Below are 19,432 nucleotides of genomic sequence, written 5' to 3'. Positions count from 1 at the left end.
GTGAAATTAAATTAATAGTGATGACTCGTGACATCTAAAAATAATGAATTTGGCTTTCTTCTTATAAGTTGAATTTGTTGAATGGGACTATTATGGAAAACTTCAAACATCTACCAGAACCGTTTCGTATTCGCGTTGTAGAGCCAGTAAAAAGAACAACTCGCGCCTATCGTGAACAAGCCATTGTCGAAGCGGGCATGAACCCATTTCTACTTGACAGTGACGATGTATTTATCGATTTGCTGACCGACAGTGGCACCGGTTCTATAACACAACGTATGCAAGCGGCGATGTTAATGGGCGATGAAGCCTACAGTGGCAGCCGCAGTTACTATGCGTTGGCGAATGCAGTAAAGGATATCTTCGGCTATGAGCTGACTATTCCTACACACCAAGGACGCGGTGCAGAGCAGATCTATATTCCTGTTCTTATTAAGAAGCGTGAAATGGAAAAAGGCCTCGACCGTAGCAAAATGGTCGCCTTGTCTAACTACTTTTTCGATACCACGCAAGGTCATACTCAAGTGAATTGTTGTGTCGCGAGGAACGTTTATACCAAAGAAGCATTTGATACTTCAGTGAACGCGGATTTCAAAGGCAACTTCGATGTTGTTAAATTGGAAGAGGCGATCTTAGAGGCGGGCGCTGCCAATGTTCCTTATATCGTGAGCACGATTACATGCAATTCGGCTGGTGGACAACCAGTATCTATTGCCAACCTGAAAGCTGTGTATGAAATAGCTCAGAAGTACGGCATTCCTGTGATTATGGATTCTGCACGTTACGCTGAAAATGCTTATTTCATTCAGCAACGTGAAGTCGGTTATCAAGATTGGACTATCGAACAAATCACTCGTGAGTCATACAAATACGCGGATGGCTTAGCCATGTCAGCTAAGAAAGACGCGATGGTACAGATGGGCGGGTTGTTGTGCTTTAAAGACGACTCTTTCATGGATGTGTACACAGAGTGTCGAACCTTGTGTGTCGTGCAAGAGGGCTTCCCAACTTATGGTGGCTTAGAGGGTGGTGCGATGGAGCGCCTTGCGGTCGGCCTTTATGACGGCATGCGTCAAGATTGGTTGGAGTATCGCATCGGTCAGGTTCAATACTTGGTCGATGGCTTAGAAGCTATAGGCATAGTCTGCCAACAAGCGGGTGGTCATGCTGCATTTGTCGACGCAGGTAAATTGCTTCCACACATTCCGGCTGGTCAGTTCCCCGCACATGCTTTGGCGTGTGAACTGTACAAAGTAGCAGGCATTAGAGCTGTTGAGATTGGTTCTTTATTGCAAGGCCGTGATCCGACTACGGGAGAACAACATCCGTGTCCTGCTGAGTTATTGCGTCTGACAATTCCTAGAGCGACCTACACGCAAACTCATATGGACTTCATCATCGAAGCGTTTGAAAAAGTGAAAGAGAATGCAGGGCAAGTTAAGGGGCTTGATTTTACTTATGAGCCACCAGTGTTAAGGCACTTTACTGCCCGCCTAAAAGAGGTTGAAACAAGTACTAAACAATCTATAAAAAATAGTAAGCTAGAGCTCGAAGAAGCTTAGAAAAACGAGCGAATAGTCACCAATACAAAGGCTCCCGTGGGAGCCTTTTCTTGTTGTTGAGTTACTCTTAACAAATCAACCTAAATCGCTAAGTTTATGGTTACTTTAATACTGAGTTAAGCGTATCAAAAAGCCACTTGTTCAATGGCGCGTCTTTTTGTGAACGACGACAACTCATGACATAGCTGACGTCGATAATGAGCTTTTCCGGTAAATCAATACTTCTACAGCCTTCGGGTACGGTGCCGTTTAGAGTCATACCAAAATAGTCGGACTTCAATACAATATCGTGGATCATTGCTGGGTGATCAGCTTCCACTTTTGGAATAACATGAAATCCGATATTTCGAAGGCGATCGAGAATAGGGTATTTATTGTCATTCCAACCCGGCGTTTTAAATAGAATGATTGGATAGTTGGCGAGTGATTCAAAGCTTTGTGCTTTATGGTCTTCTCTCACAAAGAATACGACTTGTCCTTTTCCGATCTCCATTTGTGAAATGGACTGAGGGAGGCTGTCATCAAAGTAGTGAACAGCAATAGCTTTTTCACCGTCAATGATTCTGTTTTTGACATTGGTTCCCCACCTTACGAATGAGTAATGCGCATTGGGTGCTTCTTTAGCAAGCGTTAGGTAAAGTTTGGATCCGTAGCGCTCCCAAAAGAGCGTGTTAGCGTAGATGGTGATATCACCTCTATAAGACTCAGGGCAGAAGGCTTGGTGTTTTATCGCTTCGACACTGCTTAGTATTTGCTCAAAATTTTCGATGTTATTTTCAATAAAAGTCGTGGGTTCAAACCCGTTTTTGGTTTGAATGAACAGTGGATCGTCGAGCTGCAACTTTAACTTTGAGAGGTTCTTGCTGATCGCCCCAGAGGTTTTTCCTAGCGAATCCGCAACCAGTCCAACATTGCGAAGTTCATACATACGCTTGATGACGAGGATATTTTGAATATCTAGATTGATGTCCACAGGTTCTCCAAATGATTCCTTTATAAGCAGCAATCTCTGTGCGTTAGGCGTACAGAAATCATGTGACTCTAATATCATAGTAGTAGTGAAAAACTGATAAGACAGCACAGCGTCAAAACTTCGCTAATCCCTTGATTTTCCATTTGGTAAATCTTGCTTTTCCTCGAATGGCTCATGTTCGATTGTTAAAGTTACTTCAACAAAAAACAGATACCAAACGAACAAAGAACTAAAAATACAGCGAGGTGATGTATGAACAAGTTAATCACACTTGGATTGATGGCTTTATCAATGAACACGGCTTTTGCGGCTGACGGTACTTATGCGAGTACTCTCGATATGACGAGAATCGAAGGTAATCAAGTAAAGGTTGAGCGTGTGGAATCTGAGCCAGTACTTGAAGGAAGAAATGACGCCAATAATGGCGGAATAAAATTCCACAAGAGTGTTGATCAAGACCAAACGATCCAGCTTACAGGTCGTCGAGATTAACGTTAGAACTGTGCCTATTATTTTCATGAGAAATGCTGTGCTCTTGAGTGCAGCATTTTTTGTGTCGGGATTTTGAGTATTTTATAAACTCTAGTGGTCAGCCTTGGCATGTTGTGTCACGTGTGGCATTTTGTTTTTCTCTAACTTCACACCGTTACTCGTGCTAGTTAAGGCTAAGCGTTACAAACGAACGATTCGAAAAGGACTAGGAATGACTCAAAAAGAAACAGGAATGATTCGTCATATTTTACTGATTAAGTTTAAAGAAAACGCAGAGGCTTCAGAGGTTCAAAAACTAAAGATGCTGTTTGAAGCGATGCCAAACAAGGTTGACGGGGTAACTTCAGTAGAGTGGGGGTTAAATGATAGCCCAGAGAATAAGAACCAAGGTTATACCCATTCAGTTTTAATGACGTTTACGGATGAAAAGGGGCGTCAGAACTATCTTCCACACCCAGAACATGATGCGCTGAAAGATGTATTTCGTCCGTTGTTAGACGACATCATCGTGTTTGATTACTCCCTATAATTAGTCCTCTCTGTATGCTCTCTAAAGCCTAAAGCCTAAAGCCTAAAGCGATAAAAGCGTATATACCTGAAGTTTATTTACACAAGGTATATACGCTGAGTCATCTCGAATAACGAAGCGTTAGGGCTTGTGTGGCCGAGCCCTAAACGAGAAGGCCCTAATCAAGAAAGTACCAACTACTCTGTAGGAGAGATAGTCAGCGGGGCGAACGAAGCTACTGCATTTCCGCCGGCACCAGGGTGATCAACATAAGAGGTGTTTTGCATTAAGGTGTAGTACACGTCCACAAAGTCATCATCATTCACTAATACACCATCAGGAATCACATCGATAATCTTGCCTGTGATCTGAGGGATGATCGCATAACCCTGAACTTCTGGATCAGGAATCATCTTCAGTATCTCTTCTGCGGCTTGAACCAAGAGCTTTGCTAGCGCTTTATAGTCTGTTCCATCATCGTGCTCCATTAAGATCATATCTGCAGCGCCCCAGCGGTAGCGAGGCCAGAAAATGACCGTTTGATTTGGGTAGTACGTCTGTTTGTCGTAGTCCAGATAAGGCATTTCTACTAGATCTATTTGTGGCTCTAAGCGGCTTGAATCGACCCCTGTCACAATGGCGTAGATTTCAGCTTTGCCAGAGATCCATGGTTCTTGGTCTACAGCCAAACGAATCTTTTTTAACTGAGTGGTATTCAACGGCTCAGGTTCTGACATAGCCATGGAGCGCGTAGCCTTACCAATAAATGTTTGTGTCTTAGTGCTACGGCTTTCACTGTTGCTGCTTGTGTTTTTGGAGCCTGAATTAATTTGTGTTGTTGTACCCAGCTTCTGCATTTCAGCCTGCATTGCCATTAAGCCTGCTTTGAGCTCTTCGGCACCGTTGCTATCAACGACAAACACTGGGACGTCTGGCATTTGGTACACATCTAGTTCATGAACCTGTCCGTACACGTCATACGCTTCAATGTATTGCCAATTCGAATCATCACCTGATGGTTCAAACGCAAATAATGGGCTTTCGCCGTTCTTCCAGGCTTCAATCATCGCTTCATCGGCCATGCGAATTTCTAACACAGAGTCGCTGAAGTTGTTGATCCCTTTCATCTTGCGATAACCAAGGTCCGCTTTCTGCACCCTGCTTGAAAATGCAGAGTAGGGCTGAGTAGAGCTCAATTTATCGACAGGCGTGGACAAGTTCTTTTCTGAAATTTGAGCCTTTAGGGAAAGCTCAAGATCGGAATAACGCTCGCTGATTTGTAACGCCAAAGATTGCTTTTGTGCTGAGGCGTTCTCCGAAAGAGAGCGTGAGTTTACTGTGTCGATATTGTTTGCATAGGACTGGAAGCCAACCACTGTCGTTGCAAGCACCATACTGATAGAAATAGATGGTCTCATAAATAATCCTTATTTTAATTTTTATCATTAATAGAGCATTTACCCTATAAGGATTAACCTATCAGTAACGTGAATGTGTTCAAAAGTTAGTCAGTTATTTTTGTTTCGTTGTGCAGCACAGGATCTCAATTTAAACTGTTTTTATAAAACAATACCTAAGCAACCTAGATATTTATAAATTAATAAACGTATCAGTAAATAATTTACAATATTATTAACTACTACGGTGTTTCACGAAAAAACCTACTCAAAGTGAGTAGGCTTTTATTTCGCGGTTAACCGTTAGTTCTTCGTTTTATAACCTGTTTAGAGGCTCGTTCTAACTCAATCTAAACGTAACGTTAGGCCAGAATAGTTCGAATATCCGCGCAGTAACACATGGTAGGTGATACCCGGCTGAGCGCTCACACTACACTGCTCGTTGTTTCCAGCACGATAAGGTCGACAATCGTAGCTTGAGGTTGTCGGCTTACTGCCTGATTTCACATAAAGGTCGGCATCACCTGAACCACCAGACATTGAAACCGTTGCGCTTGATGCAGAATCAACGGTGAACGTGTAGAAGCTCTCTGAAGATTGATTCCCGCTTAGGTTCGCAATCGGTGTGCCTTTCGTTAATACATTGCCAGTTGGTGGCGTTGAACCACAGCTCCCGTTAACGCCTACCGTGTTAAAGGCATCTTCAACATCGGCAACCACATAGCCCATGTCTGCTGCGGCTTTCGCAACACCACAAGCACCAGCGTCAAAGGTACTGTTTGCCGTCCAATACAATTGGTTTGCGACTGTGAAGATCTCGAAACCCTTACGCACATCCCAGCCAGACTTATTCGCTAAAAGGTAAAAGGCACGGTTGTAAACACCGCTAGATAAGTGAACGTTCAAACCATCGTAGTATTGAGAGGCATGATCAATCGATCGACCATCTTTTGAAGGTTGATCAAAGTAACGCAAGCCACCTTCCGATTTGAAGATATCGCTACCGACCACCCAATCCACGTTCCCACGCAGATAGTATTCAGCCGCTTCGCCCGCAATATCGGAGAACGCTTCGTTAATGCCACCTGACATGTTTTGGTACACCAAGCCGGAGTTTTGCTCGGTGAAGCCGTGGCTAACCTCGTGAGCACTTACGTTGATATCGACCAGTGGATAAAAGGTGTTTTTGCCATCCCCAAATGTCATGGATGAGCCATTCCAAAAGGCATTTTCATAATCTGTGTCGTAATGAACACGCATCGTCAGCTGAAAAGTTAACGGCGAGGTGTTCATCCACTCTTTGTACATATCAAACACGACATTCCCAAAGTAGTGCGCATCGTTAAGAGGCGAGTAAGCCCCGTTGATGTATTTATGATCGGTGTAGTTGGTTCCGTCGGCACAGTTGTAGCTGTAGGCTGCGCTGCCAGACGTTCCGTTCCTCAAATCGACTGTCTTAACTGATTCATTTTCTAACTTACAAGTTGTGCCTGTTTTGTCGATGGGAAAGCTAGGGAAGTCACTGCCATATTCATATCGAGTGGTTTTGAGGTTGCCACCTGGGCCAGTACCTAATGCTTTAGCGTGGTTTAGCCCATTCCATTTTTGGAGCACATCGCCAGTCGTGGCATCAATAAAGTAGAAAGGGCGCTCTGGCATAGAAGACGCGATAAAGAAATCGACCAGATACACCACTTGAGCGACTTGGTTCTCATCCAGTCTCACCATCAGTTTCGCGTTTTTATTTTCAATCGACTTTTTGCCGACGGTAAACGTGCGGTGAGCGGACAGTGCGGCTTCTATCGCTTGCTCTTGATTCAGCTTTGGTGCGATGCTGGATAGGTCTCCACTGATCCCTTGTGCCATGGAACCGAACACTTGAGTGGGTTGGTTCTTGGAAAGGGTGGCGACAACTGAGGTATCAAAGACGGGTAAACCTCGGTGAGTTTGTTGATAGCGGACTTTCGTTTTCCCATTGGGCAATACCACCCGTTTTACTTCAGAAAAACCTAATTCTAGTGGGGCAACACTCTTCGACTGAGCGGCGAGACTTTGTTGTAGTAATGCATCATTATCGACTCTGACCATTTCTGCAGCGTGTGCAGTAAAGCCAAAAGATGTACCTAGAATAGCTGCTATTTTCCAGCTTAGTTGACGTTGTTGGTTCATTTTTCGTTCCTGATTTTAATATAAACTCCTTCTTCCCAACGGCTTTATAGGAAGTCTATATGCAACACGCTAATGCCATGCATTGCGAATCAAGATTGGAAGAGCATTTGGATTTATGACAAGTTTATCGAGGAGATTGAATTTTATGGTATGTAATTCAAAGTTTACAAAAGTTCTTATTGATCAAATTGTTTTTTATAAAATATAAGTTTGTTATTTATCGTAAATATATGAGATTAGTGGCCTTATTTGAACTCAGTATTTTCTATTTCACGCCTCAAATATCCTTATGCAACAAGCTAGTTATCCAAATTTAAATAAATAACAAAATTGACAACAAAGGTTGTTTTAGGTTTTTTTGTTATGTTTTCTATCAATATGAAGGTTTTTAATACGTATTGCTAGATATGTTATTTAGTTTTTTGTAAATAACCTATTATTGGGCAGGATAATGTTGGATTTTAGTGGTTGATCATAATTAAATTTATATAACCTCTTGTTATTTATAAGGAGGGTCGTGTAAGGTTTACATGATAATTAACTGAATGAATTCTTATTCTAAAAGAAAATTTTCTGGTTGGTGACTATCTTGAGGGGAAAATTTGTCAACCTAAAATATTCACTTACCGTATTGAGTTTTTAATTTACGATTGATTATCATTTTGCAAAGTTTGGCATTCATATAGTTATGTTTAATGAAAATTAAAAGGGTTACAATGAGAAAGGTAATTTACGTCTGTGTACTGTTCTTCTCGTCAATTATTTATGCTAGTGAGCAGCCCCTTACCGAAGAAAAGTACAATAATATTATTAAGCTCATCGAGATGACCGGCTCAATTGACCTTGGATTACAGATGTCTCAAACGATGACTAGTCAGTTGGTTGTAATCGTATCAAAAAATAACCCTGATATACCCAAAGAGAAATTTGAAATAATTGAAAGAACTGTTAATTCTGTGGTTGAAGAGCAACTAAGAGGTAAAAATGGATTCTTCAAATGATGACTCCCATTTATCACAAGTATTACACCAATCAAGAAATCGAAGAGCTTATTGCTTTCTATGAGACATCACTGGGGAAAAAGAGCATAAAAATAATGCCTAACATTGTCCAAGAGAGCTTTAGCATAGGCCAAGCTTGGGGCAAGCGAGTAGCGCCTATTGCAATTAAAGAAGTGAAGAAGAAATTTGAAAAAGAAGGTTTTACTTTATTGCTGTAATCAAGGTGTCAATTAAATTGATGCATGCTGTTTGGTATTTTTAGAACAGAGTATGGGGTGTTTGATAACGTTAATTGTTTGCGCCATTTGGGTAAGATGTTCTGTTAATTGAGAAAGGATAATTAGAGATGATGGAATCCAATGTTTTTGAACGAAAGAATACCGGTGAAAAAGAAATAAGCTCAAGGTTATATAACCTTACCATCGGAGCCGTTCTTTGTTGGGGTTTTTGGGTAAATTGGCTAATGGTATCGAGTATACCTGTCGAATCTATCACTGCGTTTAACCCTTGGATATTTTTTATAGGTTACTTCACAAGTTGCTTCTTCGGAATCTATCTGTTTAGCAAGTCATCAAACCCACTGGTTAGTTTTGTTGGTTACAACTTCGTAGTTGTCCCTTTTGGACTTATTATAAATATGGTCGTATCTAACTATTCTCCATCTCTGGTTCTCGATGCTATTAAGGTGACAGGCTTAGTGACAGGCATCATGATGTTGCTAGGTACAATATTCCCTGCTTTTTTCCAGAGAATTTCTGGAGTGCTAGCGATTTCATTAATAGCAGTTATTGTCGTTGAACTCTTCCAGGTATTTGTGCTTGGTATCCATCAAGAGTGGTTGGATTGGGCGGTCGTCATCATATTCTGCGGGTACATAGGTTATGATTGGGGGCGTGCAAATCGAATACCAAAAACCTTAGATAATGCGGTTGATAGTGCAGCAGCACTCTATATGGACATCATCAATCTCTTCTTAAGAATTGTTCGTATTATGGGGCGAAAATAGCTCCCAAGTAATGTGTTATACAGCGTGGTTTATTGTAAGTAACATTCAAACGAGGTATCGGCATTACGTTTTCCCCCTTAACAAGGCGCTGACGGATCCCCTCATAATTTCCCCAGTGAGCTTGTTCAACGTTTTTATCAGAAGTGGCCCCCGATTTTTCGGACATGACTTTAAGTTACAGATCTGTTTTGAAAATTCCCAGAATAACTTGAACGGATTATGATTAGAAACGTAGAAACCACTTTCCTGAATTTAATTGCAACAATAAATGACATACAAACATAGAGGTAGCGCACAAAATCGAAAAAGGGGATATCGCGATTACGTAATCATTGATCTAGCCGAGAGTGAGATAGTGATAAGAGTTCGATAATTCGTTGTCGGATCCAAATTAGAACTGTAAATCTAATTTCTAAGTAGTTGTTATCTCAGGAAGAGTTTTTGTGCTATGCGCCCCTATATTAAATACATTATCCCCATTTTAATTCCTTTCATTATCCTCGTAATGCCGCTATCTGCGTTTCCATTTGAAGGCCTCACGATTATTCAACAACGCGTTATCGCGATCTTTTTATTAGCGGCATTGTGCTGGGTGTTCGAGCCCATCCCGATCTACGCGACGTCTGTTGTTATCATCGTTCTGCAATTGTTGATGTTGTCGGATAAAGGGCTGATCTTTTTAAGGTTTGATCATGGGCAGGAACATTTTGGTGAGTTGTTAAAATACAGCGATATCATGGCGACATTCGCCAGCCCAATCATCATGCTGTTTTTGGGGGGTTTCTTCTTAGCGATGGCCGCCACTAAGTATCGATTAGACGTAAACTTAGCCCGTGTATTATTGAAGCCATTTGGACAAGACCCAAAGTTTGTGATGCTCGGCTTAATGCTGATCACTGGTATCTTTTCGATGTTTATGTCTAACACGGCAACAACGGCAATGATGCTCTCTATTTTAACGCCGGTGCTGGCTGTGTTTGGCCCGAAAGACCCCGGTCGTATAGCGTTTGCGCTTTGTATCCCTGTTGCCGCTAACATCGGTGGCATTGGTACCCCAATCGGTACCCCGCCGAACGCTATCGCACTTAAATATTTAGTTGGTGATAACCTCATTACGTTCGGCGAATGGATGGCATTTGGTGTGCCGTTTGTCGTTATTATGATGGCGTTAGCGTGGTTTTTAATCGGCTTTATGTACAAAGCTGACCAAAAGAAAATCGAGCTAAGCATCAAAGGCAAATTCCTTAAAACGCCCAAAGCCATTGCGGTATACGTCACTTTTGCGCTGACCATCATTCTTTGGTTAATGGGCTCAAGCCATGGCATGAACTCTTATACCGTCGCTCTGATTCCTGTCGCTGTGTTCTCACTTACAGGGATCATCAATAAAGAAGACCTGAAAAAGATTTCTTGGGACGTATTGTGGCTTGTATCAGGTGGTATTGCGCTTGGTTTAGCTCTCGATAAAACTGGCTTAGCAAGGCTCGTGGTACACAGCATTCCGTTTGATGCTTACTCACCATATGTGGTGTTGTTCGGAGCAGCGTTCTTGTGTTTGGTAATGGCAAACTTTATGTCTCATACCGCAACGGCTAACTTGTTAATGCCAATTATGGCGGCATTAGGGTCGTCTATGGCCTCACTCACGCCACTAGGTGGTGAGTTAACGTTAATTCTGGTTGTGACTTTTGCCGCTTCATTAGGTATGTCGCTGCCAATCAGTACGCCACCGAATGCGTTGGCTCATGCCACTGGTCATGTGCAAAGTAATCAAATGGCCAGAATCGGTATTATTTTGGGTGTGGTTGGTGTGCTACTGAGTTTTGTTATGGTGTGGGTGCTACATTCAATTGGTCACATAGGATAACGATACGTGTATCAACAAAAGCTAGAAGCACTTATCGATCGTTATTTTAATCAGACAGAACGTCGGGTGACGTGCCGTGCCGGTAACACCATTATTGAACAATCAGCGTTAAACACTCGTTTATATTATGTGTTTAGTGGAGAACTGGAAGGGTTTTATACCGATGCGAATACACCGCAAGTGCGAGTATTTAGCGCAGGTCGTGGGGCTTTTATAGGTGTTCATAGCTTCTTTTCAGGTAATTGGACAGCATCTTCAACGGTTGTTGCTAAAACCGATGTTGAGTTAGCGTGGATCGATAAAGACACGCCGGCAGAAGATGAACGTAAATTTGGCCCTCTTACCGCACAGTTCACACCTGTGATTGTCAATGAGTTGTCGCGTCGTCAACGCCGCGCAACACAAGAAGCGATAGCGAAACAAAAAGCGCTAGAGAAGTTACATACTGCAGAGCAAATGACGACCTTGGGTCAATTGGCTGCAGGGATTGCCCATGAGCTTAACAACGCTATTGGTGTAGTAAATAGTAAATCTGGTCGACTTGAAACGGTCATCATGGAGCTACTTGAAGAAGTGCATCCAGAAGCCAGTCAATTTTTCGATTTTGGGTTAATGCATGGTCAGAAAACGTCGTCGTCAGAAGCGCGAACACGTGGGCGACAATTTGAAAGAAAATATGGCTTAGACAAAAACATTGCTCGCTCTCTTGCGAAGGCGATTCCAATTGACGCTTCATCTGCAACAGACATTATTTCAAAACATTGGCTGAAAAACCCAGAAGAAGCGATTCGTTTTTGGCAGATGGGCTGTGATTTACATGATTTACGTTTGGCATCTAGACACACCGTTGGCATCGTAAAATCGGTTAAACAACTTGGCAGAGTTGATATTGACACCGAAGAAGCGGTGGATATTAACGACTCCATTAACCATGCCTTATCGTTGTTACAAAGTGAGTTACGTAGAGTATCTGTGCGATTGAGCCCTGCGGATTTACCGTCTTTTAAAGGCTCGAAAACAGAGCTCGTTCAGATTTGGGTCAACATTGTAAAGAATGCTTGTGATGCAATGTCGAATTCAGACGATGCTGCAATAGAAATTCAAACCAGATTAAGTAAGAAAAGAATATTAGTTACGATCACGAATAACGGCCCTGAGATAGACGAGGTGACTCGTAGAAAGATATTTCAGCCCAACTTCACCACTAAAAAAGGTGGTTTATCGTTTGGATTGGGCTTGGGTTTATCAATAGTTAAGCGGATTGTGGCGGGTTATGGCGGAAGTATCATTGTGAAAAGTGATGCTTCTAAAACTGTATTTAGAATCAAGTTACCAGTAGAGGGTGAACATGGAGAAGCTTAATTTAATCTGTGTCGATGACCAGAGAGAAGTACTGAGCGCAGTGGTACAAGATTTAGAGCCGCTGGCGAGTTGGCTGAATATTGAAGATTGTGAATCAGCGCAAGAAGTGCTTGATCTCATTGATGAACTTGACGCAGAAGGCGAACACATTACCGTCATCGTGTCTGATCATGTGATGCCGGGAAAAACGGGTGTGGAGTTACTCACTGACGTGTTCCATGACAGCCGCTTTCCGAATACAAAGAAAATTCTTCTTACGGGGCAGGCCACTCACACCGATACCATCAATGCGATTAATGCAGCAGGCATCGACCGTTACTTTGAAAAGCCTTGGCAAGCAAGCACATTAGTTGAGTGCATTCGTACTCTTGTCACTGAGTACATATTTGATCAAGGGCTTGATTACACGGACTATCAGAATGAGCTCGACCAGCAGGTTGTGTTGAGACGCTTACGCTAGTTTCTGATGTTAGCGACTTACGCTAATCATTTATGTCAGTCGCTTGAAATTGTATGCACCGAAGGACGCTTTCTGAAGGGTTTTGTCTTTGAAAGATCTAATCTTTCGGTGCCTATATTGCTCCTCTCATTTTAGTCTTAAATGAGACCTCAACCTGCTTGGTTCTACGACTGATGCTGGTGTAATTTGGACAACTTAATGGAACATTGGTAAGTCTAAATTTCGAGTCGATAAATCCTTGCAGCGCTCTCAGTGGCATAGAAAAAACTCTCTTCGCCATGAACGCAATCGTGATAGCTAAATCACTGAACCGACGTGGCCTCCCGTGCTTATTATGTTTGCTTTGCGCCCACCCGCTTCTTCAGTTGATGGTTCTATGACTTCGGGTTCTTAGATTTAGGTTAATTCTCAACTTCTAGCGAATTATGTATTGCTCTATAATGGTCGCGCATTACATGAGAAGAAGATATTGATGGACAATAATAGAGAAATAATTGCATACCTTCGTCAGAGTATTCCAGCATTTGAATGCGTTAAAGGCTGCCATGATTGCTGTGGGCCTGTAACGACTTCATCTGAAGAAATGTCGCGACTACCAGTCAAATCTGACGCAGAGCATGAAGCTGCCTTAAATGAATATAATTGTGTGCATTTAGGGCCTAATGGTTGCGAAGTGTATGAAGAAAGGCCACTAATATGTCGATTGTTTGGCACAACACCTCGTATGGCATGTCCAAATGGGTGTCGTCCAGTAGAAATGGTCGATTTAAAAATTGAACGTCAGGTGCATTATTTCATCAGGAACACTCGCCAAGTTTTAGTGTAGTTGGCTCAATAGCCAACAGATCGAACTACAATCACATCAGCACCAAAGATAGCTCACTTATTCGTATTTTCAGTTTCGCAATCGCTCTTTTGAAATCTCGAATAATCATGTCTGTTTCGATGGTCACGCTTGCGATATCAAGTTACAGGGAAATATTCTTCCTTTGGTATCGGGTCTGTTATTAAGCTTTCATACACGAAAGGCGCGATGCAAAAACGCAATATTTACCTTCCTAAAGGGGCAATGAACCAAGATGAATGGAAGCGTGTATTAGCATGTCGTGCATAGTTCCACTTCTTTAGTTCGTGTTGTGCGCCAGTTTGTATTTCAGGTTCTGTTGGTGTGCTACTATCCCTTTTTTTGCACCGAGCTAATTTATGACTAACGACCATTTCCAGGGTAAATACGAAGTAGAGCTTAAGTATCGTCTCGATTCTAAATCAGAGTTTTTGAAGACATTGAGTCTTATTCCCCATGAAATGATGCTCCAAGATAACTTTGAGTGCGATTGGTATTTCGATAGCCCAGACAGAAGCTTACAAGCTCAAAACAAGAGTTTGTGCATTCGTACTATGGAACCGTCGGGCATCAAACTATGGATTGTAAAAGGCCCAGAGTCTGACCGATGCGAAGCGACAAACATCACCGATGCGTCGAATGCTAAGAGTATGCTTGATAACTTGGGTTACGAAGTGATTCTTGAAGCGCAGAAAACTCGCAGTATTTACTTTGTTGGAGAGTTCCACATCACGGTCGATTCTCTTGCGGGTATTGGTGAGTTTGCCGAATTTGCGATCATGACGGACGATGAATCTAAGTTGTCTGTTTATAAAAGTGAGCTTGAGTTGTTAGCCAGTAAGTTCGGGCTGACTCAATCAGCACTGCAAACTCAATCTTACAAACAGATGTTCGAAGAAATGAACGAATAGCGCAGCGCTTAAGCGTCAGGGAGAGTTATGGACACCATTATCAAACAAGCAATCGAATTGCGAAAAGAAAAATGTATCAAGAGTCTCGTGACTTATTGGCAACGCTACTCACTGATGAAAACTATGCAGCGAAAGCACATTTGCAGATTGCGTGGTCTTACGACAACCAAGGCAAGAGCAACAGGCGATATCGCTGTTACTTGAGCTTTTAGTTTCCACGACGAATAGCGAAGCAATCAAAGAGTGCCAACGAGCGCTCTCTTTGTATGCTCAAGACCTAGATAAAACCTGGTAAACGGCCGAGTCTAAAGCTCGTTAACTCACATGACAAAAAACCTAAGCATCAATGTGATACTTAGGCTTAAAGGCATAGCTTATTTAGTTAAAAAGTCGTTACGCTGAAAGCTCTTTACGTACAATCTCTGCGCCGGCACTTAGCGCATTAAGCTTCGCTGAGGCAATTTCACGAGGTAGGGGAGCCATACCGCAGTTAGTGCAAGGGTAGAGCTTGTCTGCATCAACGTACTTAAGTGTTTCTCGTAGAGTGCTCGCTACTTCTTCTGGTGTTTCAATGGAATCGGTAGCCACATCAATCGCACCGACCATTACTTTCTTGCCTCGAACCAGCTCAAGTAGCTCAAGAGGCACATGAGAGTTGTGACACTCTAAAGAGATAATATCGATATTCGATTGCTGCAGCTTAGGAAATACCTCTTCGTATTGGCGCCACTCTGTGCCTAATGTCTTTTTCCAATCCGTATTTGCTTTAATGCCGTAGCCATAACAAATATGTACTGCTGTTTCGCACTTAAGCCCTTCAATAGCTCTTTCTAAACAAGCGATGCCCCAATCATTCACTTCATCAAAAAATACGTTAAACGCAGGTTCATCGAACTGAATAATATCAACGCCTGCAGCTTCTAGCTCTTTCGCTTCTTCGTTGAGGATCTTCGCAAATTCCCACGCGAGCTTTTCACGGCTTTTGTAATGCGCATCGTAAAGCGTATCTATCATCGTCATCGGCCCCGGCAGAGCCCATTTAATTGGTTGGTCCGTTTGCTGACGTAAAAATTTAGCATCCTCGACAAAAACGGACTTCTGACGAGAAACTGGGCCAACTACTGTAGGCACACTCGCATCATAACGGTTGCGGATTTTAACGGTTTCACGCTTTTCAAAATCAACGCCATTCAAGTGTTCGATGAAGGTCGTTACAAAGTGCTGACGTGTTTGTTCGCCGTCACTCACAATATCAATGCCTGCTTGCTGCTGCTCGTGCAGGGAGACACGCAGCGCATCTTGTTTGCCGTCTGTGAGTTCGTCGCCTTGAAGTTTCCATGGCGACCAAAGCGTCTCTGGTTGTGCAAGCCAAGACGGTTTCGGCAAACTGCCCGCTGTTGAAGTCGGTAATAGTGTTTTCATATTTAATACTGCCTAATTCAGGTGGGACTAAAGTGCGTAATTTGCAGACCAGTTCTCTAGAACTGATTGGTATGGCTTAATGAAATTTTCTTCAGCGAACTTACCTTGCTCTATTGCGAGTTTGCTGCGCTCTTCTCGGTCATACACGATTTGAGTTAGCGAGTGGTCCAAGTTTTTCAAGTTTGGTTGGTAACAGTTGCCCGCAACCGCGTTCGCGTTGTAAATCTCAGGACGGTAGATTTTCTGGAACGTACCCATAGTGCTGATGGTGCTGATAAGTTCTAGGTTCGAGTAATCGTTAAGTAGATCACCAAAGAAATAGAAAGCCAGAGGAGCAACATTATTTGGTGGCATGAAATAACGAACTTGTAAGCCCATCTTCTTGAAATATTGCTCAGTTAAAGAAGACTCATTCGGTTGGTATTCAAAACCTAATACTGGGTGTTGGTTTTCAGTGCGGTAATAGGTTTTATTATCTGATACGCTTAAGCATATAACAGGTGGTTTATTAAAGTTCTTTTTGTAAGCGTCAGAGTTAACGAAATATTTAAAAAGCTTGCCGTGTAAATCCCCAAAATCTTCTGGAATGCTGAATTTATCTTGGCCTTTATTATGATCCAATAGACGTACGCTAAAGTCATAATCTCGAACATACGAAGAGAAGTTATTTCCCACAATACCTTCTATTCTCTCGCCAGTTTTTTGATCAAGAATGTTTGTTTTCAGCACTTCAATTGAAGGAAACGCTTCGCCACTACTCTCAATATCCATATCAACAGAAACGATTTCAAGCTCTACAGAGTAGCGGTCGCCCTTTGGGTTGTCCCAATGTGCTAAGGCGTTGAAACTGTTGTCAATCATCTGTAGCGCGTTGCGTAAGTTAGATTGGCGGTTATCGCCTCTCGCTAAGTTCGCAAAGTTGGTGGTGATGCGCGTGCTATCTGCTGGTTGGTAATTTTCGTCGAGGCTAATGCTTTTAATCGTAAAATTAAATTCTTTATTCATGCTGATTTAGTATCCCAATTTTTTTCTGATTCTCTCGGTCTTTAGTATTAAAACGGCTTTTATTTTTTGCTTGTGACCGGATTAAGAATCGAAGGCTATGCTGTCTTAAATTAATGCTTATTAGAATTAATTTCATATAAAGTTAATCGCTTAAGGTTTTTATACGTTGTTCAATGGGTGATTAATAATGGTATTACTTCACATTCAACATGAGGAATATTCATGATCTATTATGTTTGAAAATTTGAGCTGGTGTCAGTTATATTAATTAGCATGATGGATATATAACCACATTAAAAGTATGTTATTTGAGACGATTAATTTAATTAAGAGATGGACGAAATGAGTGAGTTGCTGTTGTTGATTTTATACTGTGCACTATTAGGCAGTGGTGTTGGGTTTCTAGCTGGTTTGTTAGGGATTGGCGGAGGGCTGATCATTGTTCCGGTGTTAAGCAGCATTTTACTTTATTTAGAAGTTCTACCGTCCGATCAAGTTGTTGTCGCTGCGATTGCGACTTCCTTGGCCTCGATTCTATTTACTTCTACTTCTTCTGCGCTTGCTCACCACAAGAATGGAAACGTGCCTTGGGATTTGGCACCTTGGATCATGCTCGGTGTTGCTCTAGGAGCACTGGTTAGTGGATTTATGGCGGCGTTATTGCCGGAAAAAGTTGTTCGTATCGTGTTTGCAGTGAGTGTGGTTCTTATCGCGATTAAGATGTTCTTAAGCAGCAAAAGCGACGCGCCTAAAGAACGAAAACTACCGAATAAAGGTGTGTTAACGGTGCTGACAACCATTACTGGCGGCTTGTCTGCAATGATAGGGATTGGTGGCGGTGCGTTACTCGTTCCATTGCTTACGTTCTTTTCGGTCGATATGAAAAAGGCGATCGGTTGTGCGTCTGCTTGTGGCATTGTGATCGCGTTATTTGGTTCAATCGGCTACATCAGTTCAGGCAGCAGCCAGTTTGCTCTAACTGATGGATTTGCTGGCTTTGTTTATCTGCCTGCGTTGCTGGGTATAATATGCACTTCTTGGTTTACGGCTCCGTTAGGTGCAAAAGCAACCAACCATTTACCGGTTCCAACGATTAAGAAAATCTTTTCAGTATTGTTGGTGGTTATCGCGGCAAGCATGGTTTCTCGTTAATAAAAGATCGCTCAAGTATGAATATATGGAGCAAAAACGAATAAGTTGATCAACTACCAATAATTAGAAAAGGGCAGTTTCATAACTGCTCTTTTTTATCTCTCGGTCTATGCTTATACAGCTATGTACATGAGTATATTGATAAAACTGTTTAGTTATGAACGATTCACTGCTATAGCTAAATGTATCTTGTTTGATTCAACGGAATGCTATCAATGAGTGGTTTATGGATCCTTTAACGCAGGGCGTATTAGGCGCTTCTTTGTCACAGTCGGCAAGCAGAAAACAGAACTTGGTTGTCGCTGGGGTATTAGGTCTACTCTCTGGATTGGCTCCAGATTTAGATGCACTGATTAAATCTCAAAGTGACCCTTTGTTGGCTTTGGAATTTCATCGACAATTTACCCACTCACTTTTTTTCATCCCCATTGGCAGTTTGATCTGTGCTTTGGCTCTGCATCATCTCATTGCAAAAAGGCGCGGGCTTTCTTTCAAACAAAGCTGGCTGTTTTGTGCTCTGGGTTATGGCACTCATGCACTGTTAGACGCTTGTACCACTTATGGCACGCAGTTACTTTGGCCTTTGACCAACGCGCGTTTTGCTTGGAATACCATATCAATAATCGATCCTGTTTATACGCTTCCCATCTTAATTTTACTTGTGTTTGCAACGTTGAAACGAGCGCCTTGGCTAGCGCGTGTCGCATTTACTTGGGCTTTGGTTTACCCAACATTAGGGATGATTCAGCGAGATAGGGCAGAGGCGATTGGGTGGCAATTAGCGGAAGAAAGACAACACACGCCGATTCGATTAGAGGCAAAACCGAGCTTTGCTAACATTCTGGTTTGGAAAGTAGTGTACGAAACAGAGGCTCATTATCATGTAGACGCAGTGCGGGTTGGTACATCGGTAAGCACGTATCCCGGAGAGTCGATCGCTAAGCTGAACGTTGGCAGGGATTTACCTTGGCTTGACCTTGATTCTCAACAAGCCAAAGACATTGAGCGCTTCCGCTGGTTTTCTAATGGCTACATTGCGCAGGACCCAGCAGATGAGCTGCGTATTATCGACGTCCGATATTCAATTGTACCGAATCAAATGAAAGCACTATGGAGCATCAAGCTATCAAAAACTGTTGATGTTAACACCCATGTAAAATACGAAACGCACAGAGATAACACTCCAGAATCGAGACAGATCTTTTTCGGTATGCTCACTGGCGATAAATGACCTAGTTCTAAACAGTAAAAAGGCTGAGTCAGATAATCTGCTCAGCCTTTGTTTTTCTGCTGTCTAATAG

At 42.3% G+C, this 19,432-nt stretch carries 18 protein-coding genes and 3 pseudogenes; 15 read left to right on the top strand and 6 right to left on the bottom strand.

Going from position 1 to position 19,432, the window contains the following annotated elements:
* The first annotated feature begins 92 nt into the window (after positions 1-92).
* Positions 93-1,562 (top strand): tryptophanase, encoded by a 1,470-nt coding sequence (gene tnaA / locus L8S15_RS19355; protein ID WP_016768228.1) that lies wholly within the window; start codon positions 93-95, stop codon positions 1,560-1,562.
* A gap of 100 nt (positions 1,563-1,662) precedes the next feature.
* On the opposite strand, the gene L8S15_RS19350 is transcribed toward tnaA, so the two are convergent.
* Positions 1,663-2,535 (bottom strand): LysR family transcriptional regulator, encoded by an 873-nt coding sequence (locus L8S15_RS19350; RefSeq protein ID WP_016768227.1) that lies wholly within the window; start codon positions 2,533-2,535, stop codon positions 1,663-1,665.
* Positions 2,536-2,787: 252 nt separating this feature from the next.
* Here L8S15_RS19350 and L8S15_RS19345 point away from each other — a divergent pair, with 252 nt between their 5' ends.
* Both L8S15_RS19345 and L8S15_RS19340 read left to right on the top strand, forming a co-directional pair.
* Complete coding sequence (locus L8S15_RS19345) at positions 2,788-3,027, top strand: hypothetical protein (RefSeq protein WP_010438426.1); 240 nt, start codon at positions 2,788-2,790, stop codon at positions 3,025-3,027.
* Positions 3,028-3,238: 211 nt separating this feature from the next.
* Positions 3,239-3,556, top strand: a complete 318-nt coding sequence (locus tag L8S15_RS19340) for a Dabb family protein (protein WP_016767095.1) — start codon at positions 3,239-3,241, stop codon at positions 3,554-3,556.
* 176 nt (positions 3,557-3,732) lie between these two features.
* Here the strand turns inward: L8S15_RS19340 and L8S15_RS19335 are convergent, their stop codons facing one another.
* Together L8S15_RS19335 and L8S15_RS19330 are read right to left on the bottom strand one after the other, a co-directional pair.
* On the bottom strand, positions 3,733-4,953 hold the full coding sequence (locus tag L8S15_RS19335) for a DUF3103 domain-containing protein (RefSeq protein WP_016767094.1): 1,221 nt from the start codon (positions 4,951-4,953) through the stop codon (positions 3,733-3,735).
* 324 nt (positions 4,954-5,277) lie between these two features.
* Positions 5,278-7,101, bottom strand: a complete 1,824-nt coding sequence (locus L8S15_RS19330; RefSeq protein ID WP_010438431.1) for a M4 family metallopeptidase — start codon at positions 7,099-7,101, stop codon at positions 5,278-5,280.
* Positions 7,102-7,817: 716 nt separating this feature from the next.
* On the opposite strand from L8S15_RS19330, the gene L8S15_RS19325 reads away from it, so the two are divergent.
* The 6 genes from L8S15_RS19325 (at position 7,818) to L8S15_RS19300 (ending at position 12,797) form a co-directional block, all read left to right on the top strand.
* The gene (locus tag L8S15_RS19325) at positions 7,818-8,102 is read left to right on the top strand and encodes a hypothetical protein (protein WP_280574731.1); all 285 of its coding nucleotides are present in this window, start codon (positions 7,818-7,820) and stop codon (positions 8,100-8,102) included.
* Positions 8,099-8,320: a DUF2059 domain-containing protein gene (locus tag L8S15_RS19320; RefSeq protein WP_280574729.1), complete on the top strand. Its 222-nt coding sequence runs from the start codon at positions 8,099-8,101 to the stop codon at positions 8,318-8,320. Before L8S15_RS19325 ends, L8S15_RS19320 begins: the two co-directional genes overlap by 4 nt.
* Before the next feature lie 128 nt (positions 8,321-8,448).
* Positions 8,449-9,108 (top strand): Bax inhibitor-1 family protein, encoded by a 660-nt coding sequence (locus tag L8S15_RS19315; protein ID WP_010438436.1) that lies wholly within the window; start codon positions 8,449-8,451, stop codon positions 9,106-9,108.
* A gap of 448 nt (positions 9,109-9,556) precedes the next feature.
* Positions 9,557-10,975 carry an SLC13 family permease gene (locus L8S15_RS19310; RefSeq protein ID WP_016768662.1) on the top strand — a complete coding sequence of 473 codons (1,419 nt, stop codon included), beginning with the start codon at positions 9,557-9,559 and terminating at the stop codon, positions 10,973-10,975.
* A gap of 6 nt (positions 10,976-10,981) precedes the next feature.
* Positions 10,982-12,337 (top strand): ATP-binding protein, encoded by a 1,356-nt coding sequence (locus L8S15_RS19305; RefSeq protein ID WP_016797490.1) that lies wholly within the window; start codon positions 10,982-10,984, stop codon positions 12,335-12,337.
* The gene (locus L8S15_RS19300; RefSeq protein ID WP_010438444.1) at positions 12,324-12,797 is read left to right on the top strand and encodes a response regulator; all 474 of its coding nucleotides are present in this window, start codon (positions 12,324-12,326) and stop codon (positions 12,795-12,797) included. Before L8S15_RS19305 ends, L8S15_RS19300 begins: the two co-directional genes overlap by 14 nt.
* Positions 12,798-12,915: 118 nt before the next feature.
* Here the strand turns inward: L8S15_RS19300 and L8S15_RS19295 are convergent.
* Positions 12,916-13,155, bottom strand: a pseudogene (locus L8S15_RS19295) (transposase); the annotation flags it as partial.
* Between the two features lie 114 nt (positions 13,156-13,269).
* Here L8S15_RS19295 and L8S15_RS19290 point away from each other — a divergent pair.
* From L8S15_RS19290 to L8S15_RS21875, 4 genes and pseudogenes are all read left to right on the top strand, one after another.
* Complete coding sequence (locus tag L8S15_RS19290; RefSeq protein WP_080573678.1) at positions 13,270-13,623, top strand: YkgJ family cysteine cluster protein; 354 nt, start codon at positions 13,270-13,272, stop codon at positions 13,621-13,623.
* Between the two features lie 67 nt (positions 13,624-13,690).
* Positions 13,691-13,911, top strand: a pseudogene (locus tag L8S15_RS19285) (hypothetical protein); the annotation flags it as partial.
* An 89-nt stretch (positions 13,912-14,000) separates the two neighbouring features.
* The gene (cyaB, locus tag L8S15_RS19280) at positions 14,001-14,552 is read left to right on the top strand and encodes a class IV adenylate cyclase (protein WP_010438453.1); all 552 of its coding nucleotides are present in this window, start codon (positions 14,001-14,003) and stop codon (positions 14,550-14,552) included.
* A 27-nt stretch (positions 14,553-14,579) separates the two neighbouring features.
* Positions 14,580-14,847 (top strand): annotated as a pseudogene (locus tag L8S15_RS21875) (hypothetical protein).
* Between the two features lie 98 nt (positions 14,848-14,945).
* Here L8S15_RS21875 and L8S15_RS19270 read toward each other — a convergent pair.
* On the bottom strand, positions 14,946-15,974 hold the full coding sequence (locus tag L8S15_RS19270; RefSeq protein ID WP_010438456.1) for a methionine synthase: 1,029 nt from the start codon (positions 15,972-15,974) through the stop codon (positions 14,946-14,948).
* 27 nt (positions 15,975-16,001) lie between these two features.
* Positions 16,002-16,979: a DUF1852 domain-containing protein gene (locus L8S15_RS19265; protein WP_010438459.1), complete on the bottom strand. Its 978-nt coding sequence runs from the start codon at positions 16,977-16,979 to the stop codon at positions 16,002-16,004.
* Positions 16,980-17,321: 342 nt separating this feature from the next.
* Between L8S15_RS19265 and L8S15_RS19260 the strand changes: the two genes are divergently transcribed.
* Both L8S15_RS19260 and L8S15_RS19255 read left to right on the top strand, forming a co-directional pair.
* On the top strand, positions 17,322-18,131 hold the full coding sequence (locus tag L8S15_RS19260) for a sulfite exporter TauE/SafE family protein (RefSeq protein ID WP_016791672.1): 810 nt from the start codon (positions 17,322-17,324) through the stop codon (positions 18,129-18,131).
* 226 nt (positions 18,132-18,357) lie between these two features.
* Positions 18,358-19,362: a metal-dependent hydrolase gene (locus tag L8S15_RS19255; protein WP_016791673.1), complete on the top strand. Its 1,005-nt coding sequence runs from the start codon at positions 18,358-18,360 to the stop codon at positions 19,360-19,362.
* Positions 19,363-19,432: the final 70 nt, after the last annotated feature.

This window comes from Vibrio sp. S/42/10 (assembly GCF_029890535.1).
GTDB lineage: Bacteria > Pseudomonadota > Gammaproteobacteria > Enterobacterales > Vibrionaceae > Vibrio > Vibrio cyclitrophicus.
Note: the sequence above shows the minus strand (reverse complement) of the source record. Positions and strands in the feature narration are given on the sequence as shown.